This window comes from Stutzerimonas sp. S1, assembly GCF_025966695.1.
Classification (GTDB): Bacteria; Pseudomonadota; Gammaproteobacteria; order Pseudomonadales; family Pseudomonadaceae; genus Stutzerimonas.
The window spans coordinates 231,720-251,487 of record NZ_JAOEIY010000004.1 but is presented as its reverse complement, the minus strand read 5'-3'; the positions used below and the strand labels follow the sequence as shown (position 1 = coordinate 251,487).

The following is a 19,768-nucleotide window of genomic DNA, read 5'->3' as shown; positions in this document are numbered from 1 at the left end:
CGTCAGGCCTGCGGCTTGGCTTTGATGGTCTTGAGCAGGTCTTCAGGGCTGATCTGCCCGACGATGCTCGACGCGCTGCCCGGCAACGGCAGGTCGAGGATGTGGCCCTTCATCTTGCCGACCACGTGCATCTCGCAGGGCTTGCAGTCGAAGGTCAGGGTCAGCACCTCGTCACCGTGCACCAGTTGCATCGGTGCAACCTTGGTGCGCACGCCGGTCACGCCCTTGGCCTGCTTCGGGCAAAGGTTGAAGGAGAAGCGCAGGCAGTGTTTGGTGATCATCACCGGCACCTCACCGGTCTCCTCGTGGGCCTCGTAGGCCGCATCGATCAGCTGCACGCCGTAACGGTGGTAGAAGGCGCGCGCCTTCTCGTTGTAGACGTTGTAGAGGAACGACAGGTGCGACTCCGGGTAGACCGGCGGCGGCACGCTGACCGGCTTGCGCCCTCCGCGCGGACGGATGGCTTCGCGGGCTTCGCTCAGCGCCTCGATGGCTTCGCGGCGCAGCGCCTTGAGCTGCGAGTTGGGGATGAAGAACGCCTGCGGCGCATCCACCTCGACCTCTTCGGCGTGGTAGATGGTGGTGCCCAGCTGACTCAGCAGGTCGGCAATCTGCCCGGGCACCTGCTCGGGTTTCTTCGCTTCGCCGAACGGGCCGGGCAGGGTGGCCGTGGCATAGGCGCCTTCCTCGCTGGTGACGTGCAGCTCCAGCGAGTCGGCACGCAGCTTGGCCAGCCAGCGCACACCGACGCGGCGCTCGGCGGAGGTTTTCAGCAGCGCGTTCTGCCAGTTGTGGTCCAGGTTGCGATTGAGCGGATGGTTCGGTCGTACCTGACGTAGCGCGGCGGGCATTTCGTTGGGTTCGACGCGGTACTGCCAGAACGACTGGCCGTCTTCCTCGAACTGCTTCAGCGGCTCGACCACGCTGGCGCGAAAGCCCACCACCTCGCGTTTGATCAGCACGTTGAGGCCGTCACCGTTGGACAGCGGCTCGCGGGTCTGCACGGTCAGGTCATGCTTGCCGACCTTGAGCACTTCGCCGACGGCGAGGCCGGTGAAGGTCGGCGAATCGAAGGCGCCGATGTCGATCTTGCGGTCGGTGACGAAGTAGTCGGTGCTGCCGCGGTGGAAGGTCTTGTCCGGGTCCGGTACGAAGAAGTGATCGGTGCGGCCGCTGGACGCGCGCGCCAGGTCAGGGCGTTCGGCGAGGATGCCGTCGAGGCGCTGGCGGTAGTAAGCGGTGATGTTCTTCACGTAGCTCACATCCTTGTAGCGCCCCTCGATCTTGAACGAGCGCACGCCGGCATCGACCAGGGCGCTCAGGTTGGCGCTCTGGTTGTTGTCCTTCATCGACAGCAGGTGCTTCTCGAACGCCACCACGCGGCCCTGATCGTCCTTCAGCGTGTAGGGCAGGCGGCAGGCCTGCGAGCAGTCGCCGCGGTTGGCGCTGCGCCCGGTCTGTGCGTGGCTGATGTTGCACTGCCCGGAAAAGGCCACGCACAGGGCACCGTGGATGAAGAACTCCAGGGTCGAATCCACTTCGTCGTAGATCGCGCGGATTTCCTGCAGGTTCAGCTCGCGGGCGAGGACCAGCTGCGAGAAGCCGGCCTTGTCGAGGAACTTCGCCCGCTCCAGCGTGCGGATATCGGTCTGGGTACTGGCGTGGATCTCGATGGGCGGGATATCCAACTCCATGATGCCCATGTCCTGCACGATCAACGCATCGACGCCGATCTCGTAGAGCTGATGGATCAGCGTGCGCGCGGCTTCCAGCTCGTCGTCATGCAGGATGGTGTTGAGGGTGACGAATACCCGCGCATGGAACAGGTGGGCGAATTTCACCAGCTCGGCAATGTCCGCCACGCTGTTCTCGGCATTGTGCCGCGCACCGAAGCTGGGGCCACCGATGTACACGGCGTCGGCGCCATGCAGGATGGCCTCGCGGGCGATGGTGACGTCGCGCGCGGGGGCGAGCAGTTCGAGGTGGTGTTTGGGAAGCGACATGAGCACGGACCGGCAATGAAACGAAGGCGCGCATTGTAATGGCTTGCGGCCGGTTTGGGATTCGCCACTGGGCGAGTGGGAGAAAGGTATGCCGGGCATCACGTAAATGGATGCTGGCGCGTCCGGGCGACCCTTCCCACGCGGGAGCGTGTGATGGCTAGGTACTTAGATGCCACCCAACAGATCATGCGCATCGAGCAGGCGCCAGGCGATCTCCGGGTGCTTCGCCAGCCCGCGGCGAATGGCGGCGGCAAGTGCGGGGCGGGTCTTGCGGCACAGGCCGGGCTGATCAGCGAAGTCGATGGCGATACCGCGCATGCTGCGCACCTCGTTGTGCCCGGGGGCGATATCCATGCGGATGCCCAGTTGCTCGAACATGCGCTGCTGCAGCCGCTCGAGGTCGGCCAGGCTCTGCACGTTCTCCAGGCGCTCGAGCAGGCGACGCTCCTCATGCAGGGTCAGGCGCAGGATGCGCATGTCGGCGCCCGGTGTTTCCAGCAAGGCATCGCGGCTGCAGGTGCAGGTGCCGGGCGGGCAGGGCTGGCGGAGCGGAGGCTGGCTGTTCATGGCGTTCGATCATAGCCAAGGCCGCGCAACTGGCACAGCGGCAGGCGTCGTGTGGCTGCTGGTGCGGTGATGACAAGCGCGGCGGCCTCGCGCACCATGGCGTTCGTTCGCGCCGGGGGCGCACCGTTTCGTCAGGGATTTTCGCTGGAGAGCTGCCATGCGTGTTCTTTCATCCGTCCTGCTGCTTGCCACGCTGAGCTTCGCTGGCGTAGCGGTTGCCGAAGAGGCTCGCCTGGTCGAGTCCATCAATGCCTATCGCAGCGAAGTGCAGCGCTGTGGCAACAGAGCGAGCGAAGAGTTGCCGCCGCTGACGGCTGATACGCGCTTGAATCTGCCGGTCGAGGGCGCTGGCGACCTGCCGCAGGAACTGGCGCGTGCGGCCTATCCGATGATGACGGTGCAGGCCATCAGCCTGTCCGGACCGCGTGATGCCCAGGCGGCGATGCAGGCGCTGCACGAGAGCTTCTGCCAGGTGCTGCTCGATCCGCAGTTCGTCGATATCGGCGTCAGCCGCGAGGGCCGCGACTGGCGCATCGTGCTGGCGCGGCCGCTGCTCGACGGGCGTCTGGGCGACTGGCAGGCCGAAGGGCAGAAGCTGCTGGAGCTGATCAATACCGCGCGTGCGCAGCCACGTCAGTGCGGCTCGCAGGCTTTTGCCGCGGCGGCCCCGCTTGGCTGGAACGCGACCCTCGGCGGCACGGCCGAGGCCCATAGCCGGGCGATGGCCAATCGCAATTTCTTCAGTCATCTGAGTGAGGACGGCCGCACGCCGGGCGACCGCGCCGAACTGGACGGTTATACCGGCGGCGTAGTGGGCGAAAACATCGCCGCCGCGCTGCCGACTCCGCGCCGGGTGCTCGACGGCTGGCTGGCCAGTCCGGGCCATTGCGCGAATCTGATGAACCCGCAGTACAGCGAATTCGGCGCGGCCTATGCGGTCGATCCGCAGAGCGACGCGGCCATCTACTGGACGGCGCTGTTCGGCGCGCCGTAAGCCGCGCTCACGCCAGCCGCTCGGCGCGCAGTTCCGCACGGGCGTGACGGGTGATCTGCACCGCTGCGCTGATGGCCAGCAGCGCCATGATCGTAGCCACGATCAGGTCCGGCCAGCCGGCGCCGGTGCCGAACACGCCCAGCGCGGCCAGCATCACTGCGAGGTTGCCCAGCGCATCGTTGCGGCTGCACAGCCAGACACTGCGCATGTTGCTGTCGCCGTCCCGATAGGCGTAAAGCATGACGGCCACTGCAATGTTGGCCAGCAGTGCAAGCATCCCGACCAGGCCCATGGTCGAGGCGTGCGGCACGCTGCCGTCGAGGAAATTGCGCACCGCGACCACCAGGATGAACAGGCCGAACAGGCCCATGGTCAGCGCTTTGGCCAGCGATGCCCGCGCGCGCATCACCACACCGAGACCCAGTACGAACAGGCTGACGCCGTAATTGGCTGCGTCGCCGAAGAAGTCGAGCGAGTCGGACAGCAGCGATACCGACTCGGCCCGTACGCCGGCACCGATCTCGACGCCGAACATCGCCAGGTTGATCAGCAGCGCGAGCCAAAGCACACGCCGATAGCGGCCCCTGGCCAGCGAGCTGGCACATGCATCCGCACAACAATTTCCCGCCATGAGCTTCGCCTCCAGATTTCGATGGCAGTACGCTAAACCCTGTAGCGACTACAGGGTCAAGCCATGCCTCTTACCATCGGCAAACTCAGCCAGGCGACGGCGGTAAACGTGGAAACCATCCGCTATTACGAGCGCATCGGCCTGCTGGCCACTCCGGCACGTACCGACTCCGGTTACCGGACCTTCGGCGAGCAGGACGCCGCGCGGCTGCGCTTCATCAAGCGTGGGCGGGAGCTTGGCTTCTCGCTGGAGGAGATTCGCACCCTCGTGGGGCTGGCCGACCAGCCGGGGCACTCCTGTACCGATGTCGATCGCCTGGTACAGATCCATCTGGTCGAGGTCCGCCAGCGTATCGCCGACCTGCAGCGGCTGGAGAGCGAGCTGGAGCGGTTGGCCAGTTGCAGCGAATCCACAGTCCGGGAGTGCCGCATCATCGAGGCTCTGACGGCGCCGGGCGAACGTGGTGGCTGACATGACGCTGATGCGAACCATGGCGCGCTCGCTGGACAATTCGAGCCGCGCGGCCTAAAAAGGCGCGCTGCGGCGGTTGGCGCCTGCAGTGTCATTCTTCAGAGTCAGGTGAACCGTGAGAAAGAAAAAGCCCGTCGACCCCATCCGGCAAGCTGAAAAGAACCGTGCACACCGGATTGGCTGGCTGATCGCCCTGGCCGGCATCGTGGTGGGGTTCATTCTGGTGGCGCTGAAGCAGGCGTGATCGTGCGTCGTAGCCAGTAATTCTTCGCCGCTCGCACGCTCGATAACCGCAAGGACTTCACAGGCGACCATTGAACTGGCCGTTTTGCGGGGTGCTCAGGGCAAGGGGGCGGCACTGCGCGGCCTTGGCTTACATCCGTGCGGTCATCACAGCGACTCGGCGATCTGCCGGCGCAGCCATTCATGGGCGGGATCCCGGTGGGAGCGTTCGTGCCAGAGCATGGACATCTCGAAGCCCGGCACCTCCACCGGCGCATCGACCACCTGCAGGGCGTCCTGATCGCGCACCAGTCGCTGCGGCAGCATCGCCACCAGATCAGTACTTTCCAGCACCGAACGCAGAAACAGAAAGTGGGGCACGGACAGCACCACGCGACGCTGCGCGCCGTGCATTGCCAGCACCTCATCGGTGGCGCCGTGAAAGCCGCCGCCATCCGGCGAAACGATGACCTGATCGAGCGTGCAGAATTGCGCCAGTGTCGGGCGCTCCTTCAGCCGAGGATGACCCGCGCGACCCGCCAGCACGTAACGCTCGGTGAACAGCGCCCGCCGTCGCAGGTTGGCGGGCGAGCCTTCGCTGGTATGCAGGGCCAGATCGATAGCCCCCTGTTCCGCTTGCCTGGCAATACGCGCCGGCGCCATCTCGACCACGGCCAGGCGGCTGGCGGGCGATGCGGCGCGCAGTACCGGCAGTGCCGGGAGCACGATCGCGGACTCGCCGTAGTCGGTCGCGGCGATGCGCCAGGTGTGCGCAGCCGCTGCCGGATCGAACGGTGCGGCGGGCGCGACGGCACGTTCCAGCGCGGCCAGCGCCAGGCGCAGCGGCTCGCGCAGCTCCTCCGCGCGGGCGGTCGGCCGCATGCCGCGCGGCCCCGGGAGCAGCAGCGGATCGGCGAATATCTCTCGCAACTTGGCCAGGTGAACGCTCACCGAGGGTTGAGAGAGGTTCAGGCGCTCGGCGGTGCGGGTCACGTTGTGTTCGGCGAGCAGCGTATCGAGGGTGACCAGGAGGTTGAGATCCAGACGTCTGAGATTATTCATGCCTATACCTGGAATTTCGAACATTCATTTCAACTATACAGTCGAGCGCCGCATTCTGCGTCCGTGTTCAACGGAGGTGCCCAACATGAATGTCTTGCTCGTCTATGCCCATCCAGAACAACGCTCACTGACCGGCGCGCTGCGTGATTTCGTCGTCCAGCGCCTGGACGAAGCCGGCCACCATGTCCGGGTTTCCGATCTGTATGCGATGGGCTGGAAGGCGACCGTCGATGCCGACGACAATCTCGATCACGAGCCCGGGGCGCGGTTCGATCCGTCGCAGGATTCGAAGTGGGCTTTCGCCAATGGTCGGCAACCTGCCGATATCGCCCAGGAGCAGGAAAAACTGCTGTGGGCGGATGCCTTGATCATGCAGTTTCCCCTGTGGTGGTTCAGCATGCCGGCGATCCTCAAGGGTTGGGTCGACCGCGTCTACGCCTATGGTTTTGCCTACGGCGTGGGGGAGCACTCCGATGTACGGTGGGGCAATCGCTACGGCGAAGGTGCGATGGCGGGCAAACGCGCCATGCTGATCGTCACGACCGGCGGCTGGGCCTCGCATTACAGCCCGCGGGGTATCAACGGCCCGATCGACGACCTGCTGTTCCCCATCCAGCACGGCATTCTGTTTTACCCGGGTTTCGACGTGTTGCCGCCGTATCTCGTGCATCGCACCAGCCGTGTCGATCAGGCCCGATTCGAGATGATTCGCGACGAGCTGGGACAGCGCCTCGACGACCTCTGGCGGACGACGCCGATTGCCTATCGCCGACAGAATGCCGGGGATTACGACATACCGGCGCTGACGCTACGACCGGAACTGGTGCCGGGGCAGGCAGGCCTGTGGGTGCATGTGGTGGACTGCGATGGCTGAAGTCGGGGCCAGCGTTAATTCCCCGGCCCGCTGAAAACCTTGGATGCGACGAACGCCGCCGGCGGAGCCCACGCCCAGCGTGAGGATAAGCACGCGGCGTGTTTGCTCGTACAATCGCGCCGCGCGATGCTCGTTCAGCATGCGTGCGCTTACGACTCCGCCATAGCGCAACCCAGGGAGGAATAACCATGCCGACTTATGACTATCGCTGCGAAGCCAATGGCCAGGTTTACGAGGTTCGCCATGCGATGGCGCTGCGCCCCAAGACTTGGGGTGAATTGCGAGCGGCCTGTGCGCTGGCCGAAGATGCGTCGATTCCGGACGATGCGCCGGTGACCAAGCTGATGAGTGCCGCCGGGGTGGTGAATAGCCGGGTGCTGAAGAACCCCGAGGCACCGGCCTGCGCACGCGGCGGCTGCGCCGGCAACTGCCGCTGAGGTCGGCGTTCAGGGCACGGCGTGCGTCGAGCACGCTGTCGCGTGGAAAGCGGCGAGGCCTTTACAGCGGCCGTTCGGCTGCCGCGCCGCGAATCACCACCTCGTGAATCAGAACTGCGGTCCCGAGCGGGTATTGTTGCCTTTGGCCAGACGGTCGTAGAGCACCACATTGACCGTGGCCGCGAGATTCATGCAGCCATTGGTGGGGATGTAGACCACGTCTTCGCACCAGTCGCGGATCTCCTTGCTCAGTGAGCCGTCCTCGGCACCGAAGATATACAGCGCGCGATCCGGATGGGTGTACTGGGGCAGGGCGCGGGCGCCGTCGACCAGCTCCACGGCCACTGGCACGCAGCCGAGCGGGAGGATCTTGCGCAGGTCGTCGATGTTGATCAGCGGAATGTCCTGATGGACTTTCTTGGTATCGGTGACGAAGTCCTTGGCCCGGTCGTAACGGGTGCCGGTGTAGAACACCGAGGCCGCGCCATAGCAGCCGGCCGCACGCATGATTGCGCCCACGTTGGACGGTGATTTCGGGTTGCTCAGGCCGATGCAGGCATAGCGTTTGTTGCTCACAGAAGGGACTCGCGCGAAAAGCCGCGAGTATAAGGGGCGACTGGTGTACTCCGGGTGGAAAAGCGTCAGGTCTCGACCGCGCGATTGCCAGGCGATTTCCCTGTCGCCGGGATATGATGCGCGCCCCAAACGCTCCCGCTAACACATCAGGTCACCATGCCCGGCGATGCTCTCTATACCGACTTGTCGGGTTACTACGATCTCATGTGCGCCGATATCGACTACGGCGCGCAAAGCCACTGCGTCCATCGTCTGCAGCAGCTGTTCGGCAATGCCGGCAACCGGCATCTGGATCTCGCCTGCGGGACCGGGCCGCACGTGCGTCATTTCATCGATGCGGGCTATGAAAGCAGCGGCCTCGACATCAACCAGCCCATGCTCGACAGAGCGGCCATTCGCTGCCCGGAAGCCCGGTTTTCGTTGCAGGACATGTGTGGCTTTGCAGTCGAGCAGCCTGCCGACCTGATCACCTGTTTCCTCTATTCCATCCATTACAGCGGCACTATCGAGCGGCTGAGGAGCTGTATCGCCAGCGCGCATGGCGCCCTTGCGGCAGGCGGGCTGTTCTGCTTCAACGCGGTGGACAAGCGTCGGATCGACAACGCTTCATTCGTCTCCCACAGCGCCAGCCACGCGGACGGCCTGTTCAGCTTCAGCTCGGGCTGGAACTACCCGGGTGCCGGCGCGCACCAGGCGCTGCGGCTGCGCATCGAGAGAACCGTCGCGGGTGAAAGCCAGGTCTGGCACGACGAGCATGCGATGGTGGCGGTGAGCTTCGCCGAGCTGATCGAACTGCTGCAGCCGTACTTTGAAGTGCATGTGCTCGAGCATGACTACGAGAAGATCGTTCCCTGGGACCAGGCATCCGGGAACGCTATCTTCGCCTGTGTGAAGAACTGAGCGGATCGTCAAGCTGATTGATTCATTACGCAGCTAGAACCGGGCAGAAAAAAGCCCCGCGGTTGCGAGGCTTTGCTTGGGCGACGGTTTGTCCGCAGCGTTAGCGTGCCAGTTCGGTTTTCGCTACAGCTTGCTGGCCTTCGCTTTCCGTTACTTCGGTCAGCTTCGCACCACCCACGAACACGCCCATCTTGATCGACTGACGCACGTAATGGTTCTTGCCAGCTATGGCGTCCAGTTCGATGAGGTTGTCGCTGAACTCGGACTCGGTCGCCAGGGTGTGCTTCCCAGGCGTGACGAGACGGTAGAAGTAGGTGTTCGCTGCCGTTTCGCCGATGACCTCACCGTCGATCTTCACCGATTTCTTCAGAGCGGCTCCAAGCATGGAGTCGCGGAAGATGTACAGTCCGGCTTGATCCTGCGGCGGTGCCGGGAAAGTCTTATATGCTTGGTCCTTTTCGGGAGATTCCATTGGAACCGATGCGCAGCCGGTCAAAATGGCAAAGCTCAGCGCCGCGGCGCTCATCATGAAATGCTTGAACATGAATACTCGTTCCTGAGTGTTAAGGCGAATTGCCGGGCGATATTAAAGTGACATCACCTAGTCGGTAACCCTCGGCATCATCGAGCGCGTTCTGGTAAGCGGTTTTAGTGATAGGAGTCACGCTAATGGAGTGCGCGTGGCGGTGCTGTGCGGCGGAACGGTTGCCTGGCCAAGGTCGATCTTGCCTGTTATGACCCTGGTAACGGCTAGTGCAAGCGTTTGGCTAACGAGTCTCTCTCGACCAAATGGAGCGCCTGCTGTGCCAGCTGATCGAGCAGGCGGTCACGCTGTTTCTCCGCCTCGCTCATCGCCTTGCGGCCGTTCTGCTGCACCAGGTAGTTGTAGATCTGCCGGACTTCCTTGGACTGGAAGATCGGCTCCAGATCCTGCACCGCCACCACACCGTGGGATGCCTGGCTGCGGGTGTTCATCACCACCTGCGGGCCACGCGCCGCCAACGGCAGGAAGCCCAGCGCCTCGAAGTACGGCACCTTGCCGGCCACGCAGGCCACCTCGGCGTGGGGATAGCGCGTCACCATCGATGCGACCATGGCCCGGCCGATGCCCTGCCGACGATGCTCGGCCTGCACGGCCAGATAAACCAGCGCACAGGCTTCGGGATCGTCCATATACGGCAGGTACAGCGCGAAACCGAGCAGGGTTGCCGGGTCGTCGGCATCCAGCGCCATGATCAGCTCGGGCTTGCCGGCTTGCGCACCGTCCATGCTGTCCAGGTAGCGGTGCACCTCGAAACCCACCACGTACTGGTACAGCTGATACAGCGGGTTGCTCGGCGTGAGCGAGACGGGGCTGATGTCGCCGAGGTAGTCCACCACCATCTGCAACAGCTGACTTTTCAGCGATTCCGGCGGCGGGGTGTCGAGATGGGCGAGGGTGAACATGGCGGTGCTCCGGGGCGGTACGGAAAATGGCGGCATTGTACCGGGCGGTGTACCACGGGCGAGGGCAGGGGAGATGAAGAGCCCGCCCTGTTGGAAACTCATGTCGCTGCGTCTGGCTTCTTCTTCCTCAGTTTGCGCGGCGCCGGCACCGGCATGAGCCGCGCCGTTTCGATCACCAGGCGGCGGAGTTCGTCGGCATCGTCCAGCAGTTCGTCGGCCAGCGGATAGTTCTTCGCGCCGGGATAGGGCGGGGCTTGCGGCAGATCCGGCGCAAGCGTCGCGGCCGCCGGCGAAGGCTTGATGAACAGGCTGTTGTCGCAGACGAACGCGACGACCTTTTCATCCAGATAAAGGGCGTACTCGCCGAACATCTTCCTGTACGTCAGCCGGCTGCCCAGGCCTATCTGCTCCGCCACGTACAGCATGAAATCTCTATCGGTAGCCATGCTCGCTCCGCTGTCTCGCCCGGGTATCAGGCCATGGAGGGTAGCGTGGAAAACCGGGCGTTTTCCACGCCCGGCTCGCATCACACCGGATCGGGCTCGGCCTGCCTCTGCTGCGTGCGGGGAGTGGGTGCTGTCACAGTCGCCTGCAGCCGCGCCACCAGCGCATCCACCTGACGCAGCGCCTCGGCCACCGAATTGGCCAGCAGCTCGCCGCCGATCTCCTGACCTTCGATGGCGATCTGATGGATGCGGGTGATGCCGATGAAACCCAGCGCCGTCGCCAGATTCGGCTCCAGATGGTTCATGTGCGCCATCGCCTCGCCCGGGTTGAAGCCGATGCCGCCTCGGGCGGTGAGGATGACCGCGTGCCGTTCCCGTTCCGCCAGCATGGGCACGTAGGGATCGAGCGGATTGCTCTCGTCCATCCCGACTGTGCGGTTCAGGCGCACCACCTGATCGACCCAGGCCTTGAGCGCCGCCGGCATGCCGAAGTTATAGAGGGGCGTGCCGATGACCAGCAGATCGGCGGCCAGTAGTTCATCCACCAGGGTGTCGCTTTCGGCCAGCGCGTCATTCATCCACGGCTCCCGGCGCTCCTCTGGCGTGAAGGCCGAGGCGATCCAGTCATGGCTGACGAAGGACGGTGGGTTCTGGCCGATGTCCCGGTAGGTCACGCCATCCTGCGGGCGACCGGCCAGCCATTGGCTGACGAAGCGCTGGCTGAGGTGGCGGCTGTGCGAGCCGTGTTCGTCCTTGCCGGCAAGGCCGGGGCGGGCGCTGGCATCGAGGTGCAGAAGGTGCGTCATGGCGAATCTCCTCTGTAAAAGAATTCATCTGTCATTCGCGGCAGAGTCAGCCTAGGGTTAGGCTCTACAGGCGACAAACGACGATTTCTTCCAGATACAGATGAGGAAAACTCAGCCATGGCGCACCGTTGGTTACCCTCACTTTCCGCCTTGCGCGCCTTCGAAGCGGCCGCCCGCCACGAAAGTGCCAAGCAGGCCGCGGAAGAGCTGTCCGTCACCGCCACGGCGATCAGCCACCAGATTCGTTCGCTGGAGGAATCCCTCGGTGTGGCGCTGTTCCTGCGCAAACCGCGCAAGCTGGAGCTGACCGACCAAGGGCGGGAGCTGCAACAGACGTTGGAGACGGCATTCGACAGCATCAGCGCCTCGGTCGAACGCCTGAGCGCGAAGCCCTGTCGCCAGGCGATCACGCTCAGCACTACGCCGGCCATCGCCGTACGCTGGCTGGTGCCTTGGGTCTGCCTGCTGCGCGATTCGCATCCGGATATCGACCTGCGCTTCCATACCTCCCACGAGCCGGTGGCGCTGGATGGTGTCACGGCAGATATCGCCATCCGCTACGGTGACGGTCGCTGGTCGGGGCTGGTGGCGGAAAAGCTGTTCGACAACACCTTCGTCCCGGCCTGCAGCCCGCTGCTTGGTTTGCATTCTGCGGCGGACCTGCCCAAGCACTCGTTGATTCACTTTCGCGCGCAAGCCGCCGTTTCGTCTCCGCGCGATTGGGCTGCGTGGCAGAAGCTCGCCAACGTGCCGGGACTGGACGTCAGCGCCGGGCTGGTCTTCTCCGACGAAACCCACGCCATCTCCGCGGCCATCGGCGCGCAGGGTGTGGCGCTGATGAGTCGACAGCTGATCGAGGACGAACTGAGGGAAGGGCGGCTGGTACAGCCATTCGGGCCGGAACTGGAGGGCAAGCCGTTTCACCTCGTATACCCGGAGAGCCGCCGGGATGACCCGACGATTCGGGCGGTGAGGGAGTGGGTGATGGCTGTGCCGGGTGGGTTGTGTGAGCTGACTGGCTAGTTCGCCACAGCGTAGGGTGGAAAACGGCGAAGCCTTTTCCACGCGTCAGCCCGCATCCCCTGCGAATCCCTCCGCCTCATCACCGCACCAATCAACCGGGTAGACCCCAGCTTCGACTGCCCGATGAAAACTCGAATATGGCCAGTCGACGACACGCTCCACCAAACCGTGCTTTAACGGATTCCGATGCACATAGTCGACGTGATGCCGGTAATCCCGTTCATCCTGAATCAGGTGTTCCCAATAGCGCCGTTGCCAGATCCCGCGTTCGCCGCGGGAGCGCTGGGTTGCCGTCAGTACCTCGGTCTTTGGTAGGCGTCGGGCAAAAGCGAATTTGATGACTTTCCAGCGCAGGGCGAAATCAGCATCGCCGTCCGGTAGCGTCCAGACGCAATGCATGTGGTTGGGCAGAACGACCCAGGCGTCGATAAGGAAGGGATGGCGTAAGCGTGTGGCTCGCACCGTATCGCGTAGCAGGTCGATATGGCGGACCAGCAGGTCGCTGCGACGGTTGAGCAGATTGACTGTGAAGAAATACGTGGCGCCCGGCACTTGGGCGCGTCGGTAGCGGGACATGGCGGCTCATCCTTGAGCGTTGTGTTGGCGGGAGGTCCGTATCGGTGGATAAGCAAAGCGTTATCCACCCTACGCCATCTCAACCGCCCACACCGCCGACACATCGACGTTGCCGGAGGTAGGGTGGAAAACGGCGAAGCCTTTTCCACGCGCCACTTTCAGGCTACCTCGCTCCGGGTCCGTTTGCTCCATCGCCATTCCAGGGGCACGCCGCGAAGGGCCATCCCTGGCCCATCGCGGCTCTCGCGGCATCCATGCCGCTCAACCCCTTCCACGGCGATTCCACTCACCCTCCTGAAGGGGCGGTTGGTGTCGCCTGCCGGTCCGTGCAGAAGAAGCAAATAAAACCAAAGAGCACTCGGGGCGACTCGAAGTCCGTCCCCGTCAGACGGCCGAGTGGAGGTGTTGCGTAGCAGTGTAGGGTGGAAAACGGCGAAGCCTTTTCCACGCGTCATTCCAGATCACCTGCGTATCCCTATGGCTCATCACCGCACCAATCAACTGGGTAGACCCCAGCTCCAACGGCTCGATGAAAACTCGAATAGGGCCAGTAGGCGACACGCTCCACCAAGCCGTGCTTTAACGGATTTCGATGCACATAGTCGACGTGATGCCGGTAATCCCGTTCATCCTGGATCAGATGCTCCCAGTAGCGCCGTTGCCAGATCCCTCGTTCGCCGCGGGAGCGCTGGGTTGCCGTCAGTACCTCGGTCTTTGGTAGGCGTCGGGCAAAAGCGAACTTGATGACTTTCCAGCGCAGGGCGAAGTCAGCATCGCCGTCCGGTAGCGTCCAGACGCAATGCATGTGGTCGGGCAGAACGACCCAGGCGTCGATGTGGAAGGGATGGCGTGAGCGTGTGGCTCGCACCGTCTCGCGGAGCAGGTCGACATGGCGGACCAGCAGGTCGCTGCGACGGTTGAGCAGATTGACCGTGAAGAAATACGTGGCGCCCGGCACTTGGGCGCGGCGGTAGCGGGACATGGCGGCTCATCCTTGAGCGTTGTGTTGGCGGGAGGTCCGTATTGGTGGATAAGCAAAGCGTTATCCACCCTACGCCATCTCAACCGCCCACACCGCCGACGCATCGACGTTGCGTAGGGTGGAAAACGGCGAAGCCTTTTCCACGCGTCACTTCCAGGCTACCTCGCTACTCGCTGGAAGTCCTTTAAGCAGCTTTTTGTATGGGTTCCGGTATTTCGATTATCTGAAGAAGCTTTTTTATTGTGTCAATTTGAGGTTGAATTAAAGGGTGAATATCTTTTTTAAAATTTTCAAGCTTTCCAAAGGCGTTAGCCTCTGTTGAATCTATATTTATGACGCCGATTTTTTTAGGTCCGGCGGTTAGCGGGATAGACAAAATGGATTTGTAGCTTTTGTTGGAAAAAAACTGAGAGATTTCTTTTGCTTGTGTGTCTTTGATGTAGTGAATTTTGTTTTCTTCGATGGCCTTTGGAGCCCCCGGAAGGTTGTTTCCAAGCTTTATGGTGATTGGCTCTCTTCCAGCTAGACGTGTTCCCCAGTGTGTCAAAGTGAGAGAAGGTCCGACTTTTCGTTGGGTTCGGTGGATCATACAGTTGGCGCTTATTTCATGGCCTTCGTGTCTGCTTTTCCCCAAGGATACTTCAACGATGGTTTCTATTTGCCTGAGCGCGGACTCAATTGCTTGACTGCAATCCTTACTCTCGAAACGTCCATGCTGTAGGAGCGTTGTAACGGTTGCGCCGGTTTCGCGAGATGCGCGTTGAAGTGGGTTAAAAGCTTTCTTCGTTTTGTGGTTTTTTACGGCATCTTTTATGTAGTCGGCTGCGATTAAAAGTGCTAATGATAGTGCGGCATAAAGCATGACGTCGGAAGGCCAGCTTTCAAAAGGTAGAATGAATGTTTCTTTGTATTTGTTGAATATGAAGAGTGGTATGCCAATTATTGCTAGGCGTGCAATGAAGCCAAGAATAAATAGAAATATTTTCATGAGGCTTTCAGGTTGTGTTAATAAAAGCCCCGCGCTAGACGGGGCTTTATTTGTCTCGCTATCCGGTTTTATATTCAGATAAGCGATTCTGTGTGTTTCCTATTAGTGTTGGCCTAAGCTCAATCCCAACTCAACGCCCCACCAGTCTGATACTCAATAACCCGCGTCTCAAAGAAGTTCTTCTCCTTCTTGAGGTCCATGATCTCGCTCATCCATGGGAACGGGTTGGTGGTGCCCGGATACTCTTCCTTCAAACCAATCTGCGTCAGACGGCGGTTGGCGATGAATTTGAGGTAGTCCTCCATCATCGCGGCGTTCATGCCGAGGACGCCGCGGGGCATGGTGTCGCGGGCGTATTCGATTTCCAGTTGGGTGCCCTGGAGGATCATCTGGGTCGCTTCGTCCTTCATCTCGGCGTCCCACAGGTGCGGGTTCTCGATCTTGATCTGGTTGATCATGTCGATGCCGAAGTTCAGGTGCATGGACTCGTCGCGCAGGATGTACTGGAACTGCTCGGCGGTGCCGGTCATCTTGTTGCGGCGGCCCATGGAGAGGATCTGGGTGAAGCCGCAGTAGAAGAAGATGCCTTCGAGTACGCAGTAGTAGGCGATGAGGTTGCGCAGGAACTGCTTGTCGGTCTCCGGGGTGCCGGTCTGGAAGGTCGGGTCGGAGATGGAGCGGGTGTATTTGAGGCCCCAGCTGGCCTTTTTCGCGACGCTCGGGATCTCGTGGTACATGTTGAAGATCTCGCCTTCATCCATGCCCAGCGACTCGATGCAGTACTGGTAGGCGTGGGTGTGGATCGCCTCTTCGAAGGCCTGGCGCAGGATGTACTGGCGGCACTCGGGGTTGGTGATCAGGCGGTAGGTGGCCAGCACGAGGTTGTTGGCGACCAGGCTGTCGGCGGTGGAGAAGAAGCCGAGGTTGCGCTTGACGATGCGGCGCTCGTCTTCGCTGAGGCCGTCCTTGCTCTTCCACAGGGCAATGTCGGCGTTCATGTTCACTTCCTGCGGCATCCAGTGGTTGGCGCAACCATCCAGATACTTCTGCCAGGCCCAGTCGTACTTGAAGGGTACGAGCTGGTTGAGGTCGGCGCGGGCGTTGATCATGCGCTTCTCGTCGACGCGTACGCGGGCCGCTTCGCCTTCCAGTTCATTGAGGCCTTCGCGGACGTCCAGTTCGTCCAGCGCGCGCTTGGCGCGGGCGATGGCGTCGGAATCGTCAGCGGCAACGGCGCGGGCTTCTTCCACGGAGCCGGCGGCCTCGTTGTCCAGCTTGGCGGCGGTCTGGCTTGCCGGCTGTGCGGCAGCGGTGGCCGGCGCGGCGGTGGTGGTTTCTTCTTCGTCGAATTCGTCCCAGCTCAGCATGTGCGATTGCTCCTGATGGGGGACCGGGGCTTGGCCGGTCGGATGTATGGGGGCTTTTGCTTGTGCACGCAAAAGCGCGAAATCTGGTTTGGTGTTGCGGGCCATCGAGTGGGGCAACGGTGGATGTGGAAAGCGACATCCACCCTACGAATCAGCCCACAACTCCCACTCGGTGTAAGGGCGGAGCTGGGCGAGTGAGCGCAAGGCGCCTGTCGAGTCGGAATCCCTGAGCGTACAGCTGTACGTGATGGGGTCCGGCTCAGCAGGCAACGCGGCGATCGCCGTCCAGATGCGTCCGCCTCCTTTTTGTTACTGACAGGCTTCGCAGTCGGGGTTATCGATACTGCACGCCTGCGGCACCGGGGCCGGCTTCGGCTCCGCGCTCAGGCTTTCGTCGATCACCGAGCTCACGGCGTTCAGCTTGCCGGTGTTGATGGTGGACTTCTCGGTGCTGGTCGCGGCCAGGGCACGGAGGTAGTAGGTGGTCTTCAGGCCACGGAACCAGGCCATGCGGTAGGTCACGTCGAGCTTCTTGCCCGAGGCGCCGGCGATGTAGAGGTTCAGCGACTGGGCCTGGTCGATCCACTTCTGGCGGCGGCTGGCGGCCTCGACGATCCACTTGGTTTCCACTTCAAAGGCGGTGGCGTACATGTCTTTCAGATCCTGCGGGATGCGCTCGATCTGCTGTACGGAGCCGTCGTAGTACTTGAGGTCGTTGACCATCACCGGGTCCCACAGGCCGCGGGCCTTGAGGTCGTGGACCAGGTACGGGTTGATGACGGTGAACTCGCCGGACAGGTTCGATTTGACGTACAGGTTCTGGTACGTCGGCTCGATGGACTGCGATACGCCAACGATGTTGGAGATGGTCGCGGTCGGGGCGATGGCCATGATGTTGGAGTTGCGGATGCCTTTCTTGACGCGCTCGCGGATCGGCGCCCAGTCTAGGGATTCAGTCAGGTCGACATCGATGTACTTCTGGCCCCGGGCCTCGATGAGGATCTGCTGGGAATCCAGCGGCAGGATGCCCTGAGACCACAGCGAGCCCTGGAAGCTGGAGTAGGCGCCGCGCTCGTCGGCCAGGTCACAGGAGGCCTGGATGGCGAAGTAGCTGATGGCTTCCATGGACTTGTCGGCGAAGTCGATGGCGGCATCGGAACCGTAGGCGATGTGCTGCAGGTACAGCGCATCCTGGAAGCCCATGATGCCCAGGCCCACCGGGCGGTGCTTGAAGTTGGCGTTCTGCGCCTGCGGCACGCTGTAGTAGTTGATGTCGATGACGTTATCGAGCATGCGCACAGCGGTGCGTACGGTGCGCTCCAGCTTGGCCGAATCCAGCTTGCCGTCCTTGATGTGGTTGACCAGGTTGATCGAGCCCAGGTTGCAGACGGCGATCTCGTCCTTGTTGGTGTTCAGCGTGATCTCGGTGCAGAGGTTGGAGCTGTGCACCACGCCGACGTGCTGCTGCGGGCTGCGCAGGTTGCACGGGTCCTTGAAGGTCAGCCACGGGTGGCCGGTCTCGAACAGCATCGAGAGCATCTTGCGCCACAGGTCCTTGGCCGGCAGGGTCTTGAACAGCTTGATCTTGCCGTACTTGGTCAGCTCCTCGTAGTACTCGTAACGCTCCTCGAAGGCGCGGCCGGTGAGGTCGTGCAGGTCGGGGACGTCGGACGGGGAGAACAGGGTCCAGGGGCCGTCGTCGAAGACGCGCTTCATGAACAGGTCCGGAATCCAGTTGGCGGTGTTCATGTCGTGGGTACGGCGACGGTCGTCACCGGTGTTCTTGCGCAGCTCGAGGAATTCCTCGATGTCCAGGTGCCAGGTTTCCAGGTAGGCGCAGACCGCGCCCTTGCGCTTGCCGCCCTGGTTGACCGCGACGGCGGTGTCGTTGACCACTTTCAGGAAGGGCACGACGCCCTGGGATTTGCCGTTGGTGCCCTTGATGTAGGCGCCCAGGGCGCGCACCGGGGTCCAGTCGTTGCCCAGGCCGCCAGCGAACTTGGAGAGCAGGGCGTTATCGCGGATGGCGTCGTAGATGCCGCCCAGGTCATCCGGCACGGTGGTCAGGTAGCAGGACGACAGCTGCGGACGCAGGGTGCCGGCGTTGAACAGGGTCGGCGTCGAGGCCATGTAGTCGAAGGACGACAACAGGTTGTAGAACTCGATGGCGCGGGCTTCTTTCTGCTCTTCCTCGATGGCCAGGCCCATGGCCACGCGCATGAAGAAGATCTGCGGCAGTTCGAAGCGAATGTCGTTCTTGTGGATGAAGTAGCGGTCGTAGAGGGTCTGCAGGCCGAGGTAGGTGAACTGCTGGTCACGCTCATGGTTCAGTGCCGCGCCCAGCTTGGCCAGGTCGTAGCTCTTCAGCTTGGAGTCGAGCAGTTCGAACTCGACGCCTTTCTCGATGTAGGCGGGCAGGGCCTTGGCGTAGAGGTCAGCCATCTCGTGATGGGTGGCGCTTTCGGCAACGCCGAGGAAGCCCAGGGCTTCGGCACGCAGGGTGTCCATCAGCAGGCGCGCGGTGACCTGGCTGTAGTTCGGCTCACGCTCGACCAGGGTGCGGGCAGTCATCACCAGGGCGGTGTTGACGTCCTTCTCGGCCACGCCGTCGTAGAGGTTCTTCAGGGTCTCGCGCTCGATCAGCGCGCCATCGACTTCGGCCAGGCCTTCGCAGGCTTCGGCGATGATGGTCTGCAGACGGCCCATGTCCAGCGGCTGCTGGCTGCCATCGGCGCGGGTGACGCGGATGCTCGGGTGCGGCTGAGCGATGTCGCTGCCGGCTGCGGCGCTGGCGCTCTTGCGCTCCTGGGCGCGGGCTTCGCGGTAGATCACGTAATCGCGGGCGACCTTCTGCTCGCCGGCGCGCATCAGGGCCAGTTCGACCTGGTCCTGGATTTCCTCGATGTGGATGGTGCCGCCGGAGGGCATGCGACGACGGAAGGTGGCGGTGACTTGCTCGGTCAGGCGCGCGACGGTGTTATGGATACGCGAGGAAGCGGCAGCGTTGCCGCCTTCCACTGCGAGAAATGCCTTGGTGATGGCCACGGTGATCTTGTCGTCGGTGTAGGGGACGACGGTACCGTTGCGCTTGATCACGCGCAGCTGGCCCGGGGCGGTAGCCGCCAGATCCGGTGCATCGGCTGATAGCGGGTTCTCGCGAGTGGATTGGTTTTGCATGGGGGCTCCGGATTCTCTTTTGGTCGCGGTATTCGTTCTGGTTTCGGGCTTACTGCGCCCGCAAGGTTCGTCTGCATGTGTCGTGCCGGGGGCCGGTTCATCGATGGCAATGATTCCGGTCAAGGGCGTTCGAGTGACGGAAGAATAGCTTCGTGAAAAACACTGTCAACACAATATGTAGTGTTCTGTTGATTTGTCTGGCACTAGCCTGGAAGTTGTC

21 protein-coding genes are annotated in these 19,768 nt (G+C 62.5%); 7 read left to right on the top strand and 14 right to left on the bottom strand.

What is annotated here, in order from left to right; genetic code table 11:
• Positions 1-2: 2 nt before the first annotated feature.
• The gene (locus N8H22_RS10385) at positions 3-2,003 is read right to left on the bottom strand and encodes a U32 family peptidase (RefSeq protein WP_264590426.1); all 2,001 of its coding nucleotides are present in this window, start codon (positions 2,001-2,003) and stop codon (positions 3-5) included.
• Positions 2,004-2,168: 165 nt separating this feature from the next.
• Positions 2,169-2,570, bottom strand: a complete 402-nt coding sequence (locus tag N8H22_RS10380) for a hypothetical protein (protein WP_264590425.1) — start codon at positions 2,568-2,570, stop codon at positions 2,169-2,171.
• Between the two features lie 157 nt (positions 2,571-2,727).
• Here N8H22_RS10380 and N8H22_RS10375 point away from each other — a divergent pair, with 157 nt between their 5' ends.
• Positions 2,728-3,564, top strand: a complete 837-nt coding sequence (locus N8H22_RS10375; protein ID WP_264590424.1) for a CAP domain-containing protein — start codon at positions 2,728-2,730, stop codon at positions 3,562-3,564.
• 7 nt (positions 3,565-3,571) lie between these two features.
• Here the strand turns inward: N8H22_RS10375 and N8H22_RS10370 are convergent, their stop codons facing one another.
• Positions 3,572-4,195 (bottom strand): cation transporter, encoded by a 624-nt coding sequence (locus N8H22_RS10370; protein WP_264590423.1) that lies wholly within the window; start codon positions 4,193-4,195, stop codon positions 3,572-3,574.
• A 63-nt stretch (positions 4,196-4,258) separates the two neighbouring features.
• Here N8H22_RS10370 and N8H22_RS10365 point away from each other — a divergent pair, with 63 nt between their 5' ends.
• Positions 4,259-4,666 carry a helix-turn-helix domain-containing protein gene (locus N8H22_RS10365; RefSeq protein WP_264590422.1) on the top strand — a complete coding sequence of 136 codons (408 nt, stop codon included), beginning with the start codon at positions 4,259-4,261 and terminating at the stop codon, positions 4,664-4,666.
• 115 nt (positions 4,667-4,781) lie between these two features.
• A complete protein-coding gene (locus tag N8H22_RS10360; RefSeq protein ID WP_264590421.1) occupies positions 4,782-4,910 on the top strand; it encodes a hypothetical protein in 129 nt (42 codons plus the stop codon).
• Positions 4,911-5,056: 146 nt separating this feature from the next.
• On the opposite strand, the gene N8H22_RS10355 is transcribed toward N8H22_RS10360, so the two are convergent.
• The gene (locus tag N8H22_RS10355; protein ID WP_264590420.1) at positions 5,057-5,950 is read right to left on the bottom strand and encodes a LysR family transcriptional regulator; all 894 of its coding nucleotides are present in this window, start codon (positions 5,948-5,950) and stop codon (positions 5,057-5,059) included.
• Positions 5,951-6,035: 85 nt separating this feature from the next.
• On the opposite strand from N8H22_RS10355, the gene N8H22_RS10350 reads away from it, so the two are divergent.
• Positions 6,036-6,824, top strand: a complete 789-nt coding sequence (locus N8H22_RS10350; protein ID WP_264590419.1) for an NAD(P)H-dependent oxidoreductase — start codon at positions 6,036-6,038, stop codon at positions 6,822-6,824.
• Positions 6,825-7,012: 188 nt separating this feature from the next.
• Entirely contained in the window at positions 7,013-7,261 is a 249-nt protein-coding gene (locus N8H22_RS10345; RefSeq protein WP_264590418.1) for a zinc ribbon domain-containing protein, read from the top strand.
• Positions 7,262-7,369: 108 nt separating this feature from the next.
• On the opposite strand, the gene N8H22_RS10340 is transcribed toward N8H22_RS10345, so the two are convergent.
• A complete protein-coding gene (locus tag N8H22_RS10340; RefSeq protein ID WP_008570307.1) occupies positions 7,370-7,837 on the bottom strand; it encodes an RNA methyltransferase in 468 nt (155 codons plus the stop codon).
• Positions 7,838-7,993: 156 nt separating this feature from the next.
• On the opposite strand from N8H22_RS10340, the gene N8H22_RS10335 reads away from it, so the two are divergent.
• Positions 7,994-8,737, top strand: coding sequence for a class I SAM-dependent methyltransferase (locus N8H22_RS10335; protein WP_264590417.1), 744 nt, complete (start codon positions 7,994-7,996; stop codon positions 8,735-8,737).
• A gap of 100 nt (positions 8,738-8,837) precedes the next feature.
• On the opposite strand, the gene N8H22_RS10330 is transcribed toward N8H22_RS10335, so the two are convergent.
• The 4 genes from N8H22_RS10330 to N8H22_RS10315 form a co-directional block, all read right to left on the bottom strand.
• The gene (locus tag N8H22_RS10330) at positions 8,838-9,281 is read right to left on the bottom strand and encodes a DUF2846 domain-containing protein (RefSeq protein WP_264590416.1); all 444 of its coding nucleotides are present in this window, start codon (positions 9,279-9,281) and stop codon (positions 8,838-8,840) included.
• Between the two features lie 206 nt (positions 9,282-9,487).
• Positions 9,488-10,183: a GNAT family N-acetyltransferase gene (locus N8H22_RS10325; protein ID WP_264590415.1), complete on the bottom strand. Its 696-nt coding sequence runs from the start codon at positions 10,181-10,183 to the stop codon at positions 9,488-9,490.
• 98 nt (positions 10,184-10,281) lie between these two features.
• The gene (locus N8H22_RS10320; protein WP_264590414.1) at positions 10,282-10,629 is read right to left on the bottom strand and encodes a TfoX/Sxy family protein; all 348 of its coding nucleotides are present in this window, start codon (positions 10,627-10,629) and stop codon (positions 10,282-10,284) included.
• A gap of 80 nt (positions 10,630-10,709) precedes the next feature.
• The gene (locus N8H22_RS10315) at positions 10,710-11,435 is read right to left on the bottom strand and encodes an NAD(P)H-dependent oxidoreductase (RefSeq protein ID WP_264590413.1); all 726 of its coding nucleotides are present in this window, start codon (positions 11,433-11,435) and stop codon (positions 10,710-10,712) included.
• A gap of 117 nt (positions 11,436-11,552) precedes the next feature.
• Here N8H22_RS10315 and gcvA point away from each other — a divergent pair, with 117 nt between their 5' ends.
• The gene (gene gcvA / locus N8H22_RS10310) at positions 11,553-12,458 is read left to right on the top strand and encodes a transcriptional regulator GcvA (protein ID WP_264590412.1); all 906 of its coding nucleotides are present in this window, start codon (positions 11,553-11,555) and stop codon (positions 12,456-12,458) included.
• A 45-nt stretch (positions 12,459-12,503) separates the two neighbouring features.
• On the opposite strand, the gene N8H22_RS10305 is transcribed toward gcvA, so the two are convergent.
• From N8H22_RS10305 to N8H22_RS10285, 5 genes are all read right to left on the bottom strand, one after another.
• Complete coding sequence (locus N8H22_RS10305; protein ID WP_264590411.1) at positions 12,504-13,034, bottom strand: transposase; 531 nt, start codon at positions 13,032-13,034, stop codon at positions 12,504-12,506.
• A 475-nt stretch (positions 13,035-13,509) separates the two neighbouring features.
• The gene (locus N8H22_RS10300) at positions 13,510-14,016 is read right to left on the bottom strand and encodes a transposase (protein ID WP_264590410.1); all 507 of its coding nucleotides are present in this window, start codon (positions 14,014-14,016) and stop codon (positions 13,510-13,512) included.
• Positions 14,017-14,200: 184 nt separating this feature from the next.
• Positions 14,201-15,004: a hypothetical protein gene (locus tag N8H22_RS10295; RefSeq protein WP_264590409.1), complete on the bottom strand. Its 804-nt coding sequence runs from the start codon at positions 15,002-15,004 to the stop codon at positions 14,201-14,203.
• 119 nt (positions 15,005-15,123) lie between these two features.
• Positions 15,124-16,371 (bottom strand): ribonucleotide-diphosphate reductase subunit beta, encoded by a 1,248-nt coding sequence (locus N8H22_RS10290; RefSeq protein WP_102895811.1) that lies wholly within the window; start codon positions 16,369-16,371, stop codon positions 15,124-15,126.
• Between the two features lie 309 nt (positions 16,372-16,680).
• The gene (locus tag N8H22_RS10285; protein WP_264590408.1) at positions 16,681-19,548 is read right to left on the bottom strand and encodes a ribonucleoside-diphosphate reductase subunit alpha; all 2,868 of its coding nucleotides are present in this window, start codon (positions 19,546-19,548) and stop codon (positions 16,681-16,683) included.
• Positions 19,549-19,768 lie beyond the last annotated feature (220 nt).

Coding starts and splice junctions, on each gene's coding strand:
- N8H22_RS10385 (WP_264590426.1), bottom strand. CDS start 2,003: ATGTCGCTTCCCAAACACCACCTCGAACTGCTCGCCCCCGCGCGCGAC.
- N8H22_RS10380 (WP_264590425.1), bottom strand. CDS start 2,570: ATGAACAGCCAGCCTCCGCTCCGCCAGCCCTGCCCGCCCGGCACCTGC.
- N8H22_RS10375 (WP_264590424.1), top strand. CDS start 2,728: ATGCGTGTTCTTTCATCCGTCCTGCTGCTTGCCACGCTGAGCTTCGCT.
- N8H22_RS10370 (WP_264590423.1), bottom strand. CDS start 4,195: ATGGCGGGAAATTGTTGTGCGGATGCATGTGCCAGCTCGCTGGCCAGG.
- N8H22_RS10365 (WP_264590422.1), top strand. CDS start 4,259: ATGCCTCTTACCATCGGCAAACTCAGCCAGGCGACGGCGGTAAACGTG.
- N8H22_RS10355 (WP_264590420.1), bottom strand. CDS start 5,950: ATGAATAATCTCAGACGTCTGGATCTCAACCTCCTGGTCACCCTCGAT.
- N8H22_RS10350 (WP_264590419.1), top strand. CDS start 6,036: ATGAATGTCTTGCTCGTCTATGCCCATCCAGAACAACGCTCACTGACC.
- N8H22_RS10345 (WP_264590418.1), top strand. CDS start 7,013: ATGCCGACTTATGACTATCGCTGCGAAGCCAATGGCCAGGTTTACGAG.
- N8H22_RS10335 (WP_264590417.1), top strand. CDS start 7,994: ATGCCCGGCGATGCTCTCTATACCGACTTGTCGGGTTACTACGATCTC.
- N8H22_RS10330 (WP_264590416.1), bottom strand. CDS start 9,281: ATGTTCAAGCATTTCATGATGAGCGCCGCGGCGCTGAGCTTTGCCATT.
- N8H22_RS10325 (WP_264590415.1), bottom strand. CDS start 10,183: ATGTTCACCCTCGCCCATCTCGACACCCCGCCGCCGGAATCGCTGAAA.
- N8H22_RS10320 (WP_264590414.1), bottom strand. CDS start 10,629: ATGGCTACCGATAGAGATTTCATGCTGTACGTGGCGGAGCAGATAGGC.
- N8H22_RS10315 (WP_264590413.1), bottom strand. CDS start 11,435: ATGACGCACCTTCTGCACCTCGATGCCAGCGCCCGCCCCGGCCTTGCC.
- gcvA (WP_264590412.1), top strand. CDS start 11,553: ATGGCGCACCGTTGGTTACCCTCACTTTCCGCCTTGCGCGCCTTCGAA.
- N8H22_RS10305 (WP_264590411.1), bottom strand. CDS start 13,034: ATGTCCCGCTACCGACGCGCCCAAGTGCCGGGCGCCACGTATTTCTTC.
- N8H22_RS10300 (WP_264590410.1), bottom strand. CDS start 14,016: ATGTCCCGCTACCGCCGCGCCCAAGTGCCGGGCGCCACGTATTTCTTC.
- N8H22_RS10295 (WP_264590409.1), bottom strand. CDS start 15,004: ATGAAAATATTTCTATTTATTCTTGGCTTCATTGCACGCCTAGCAATA.
- N8H22_RS10290 (WP_102895811.1), bottom strand. CDS start 16,371: ATGCTGAGCTGGGACGAATTCGACGAAGAAGAAACCACCACCGCCGCG.
- N8H22_RS10285 (WP_264590408.1), bottom strand. CDS start 19,548: ATGCAAAACCAATCCACTCGCGAGAACCCGCTATCAGCCGATGCACCG.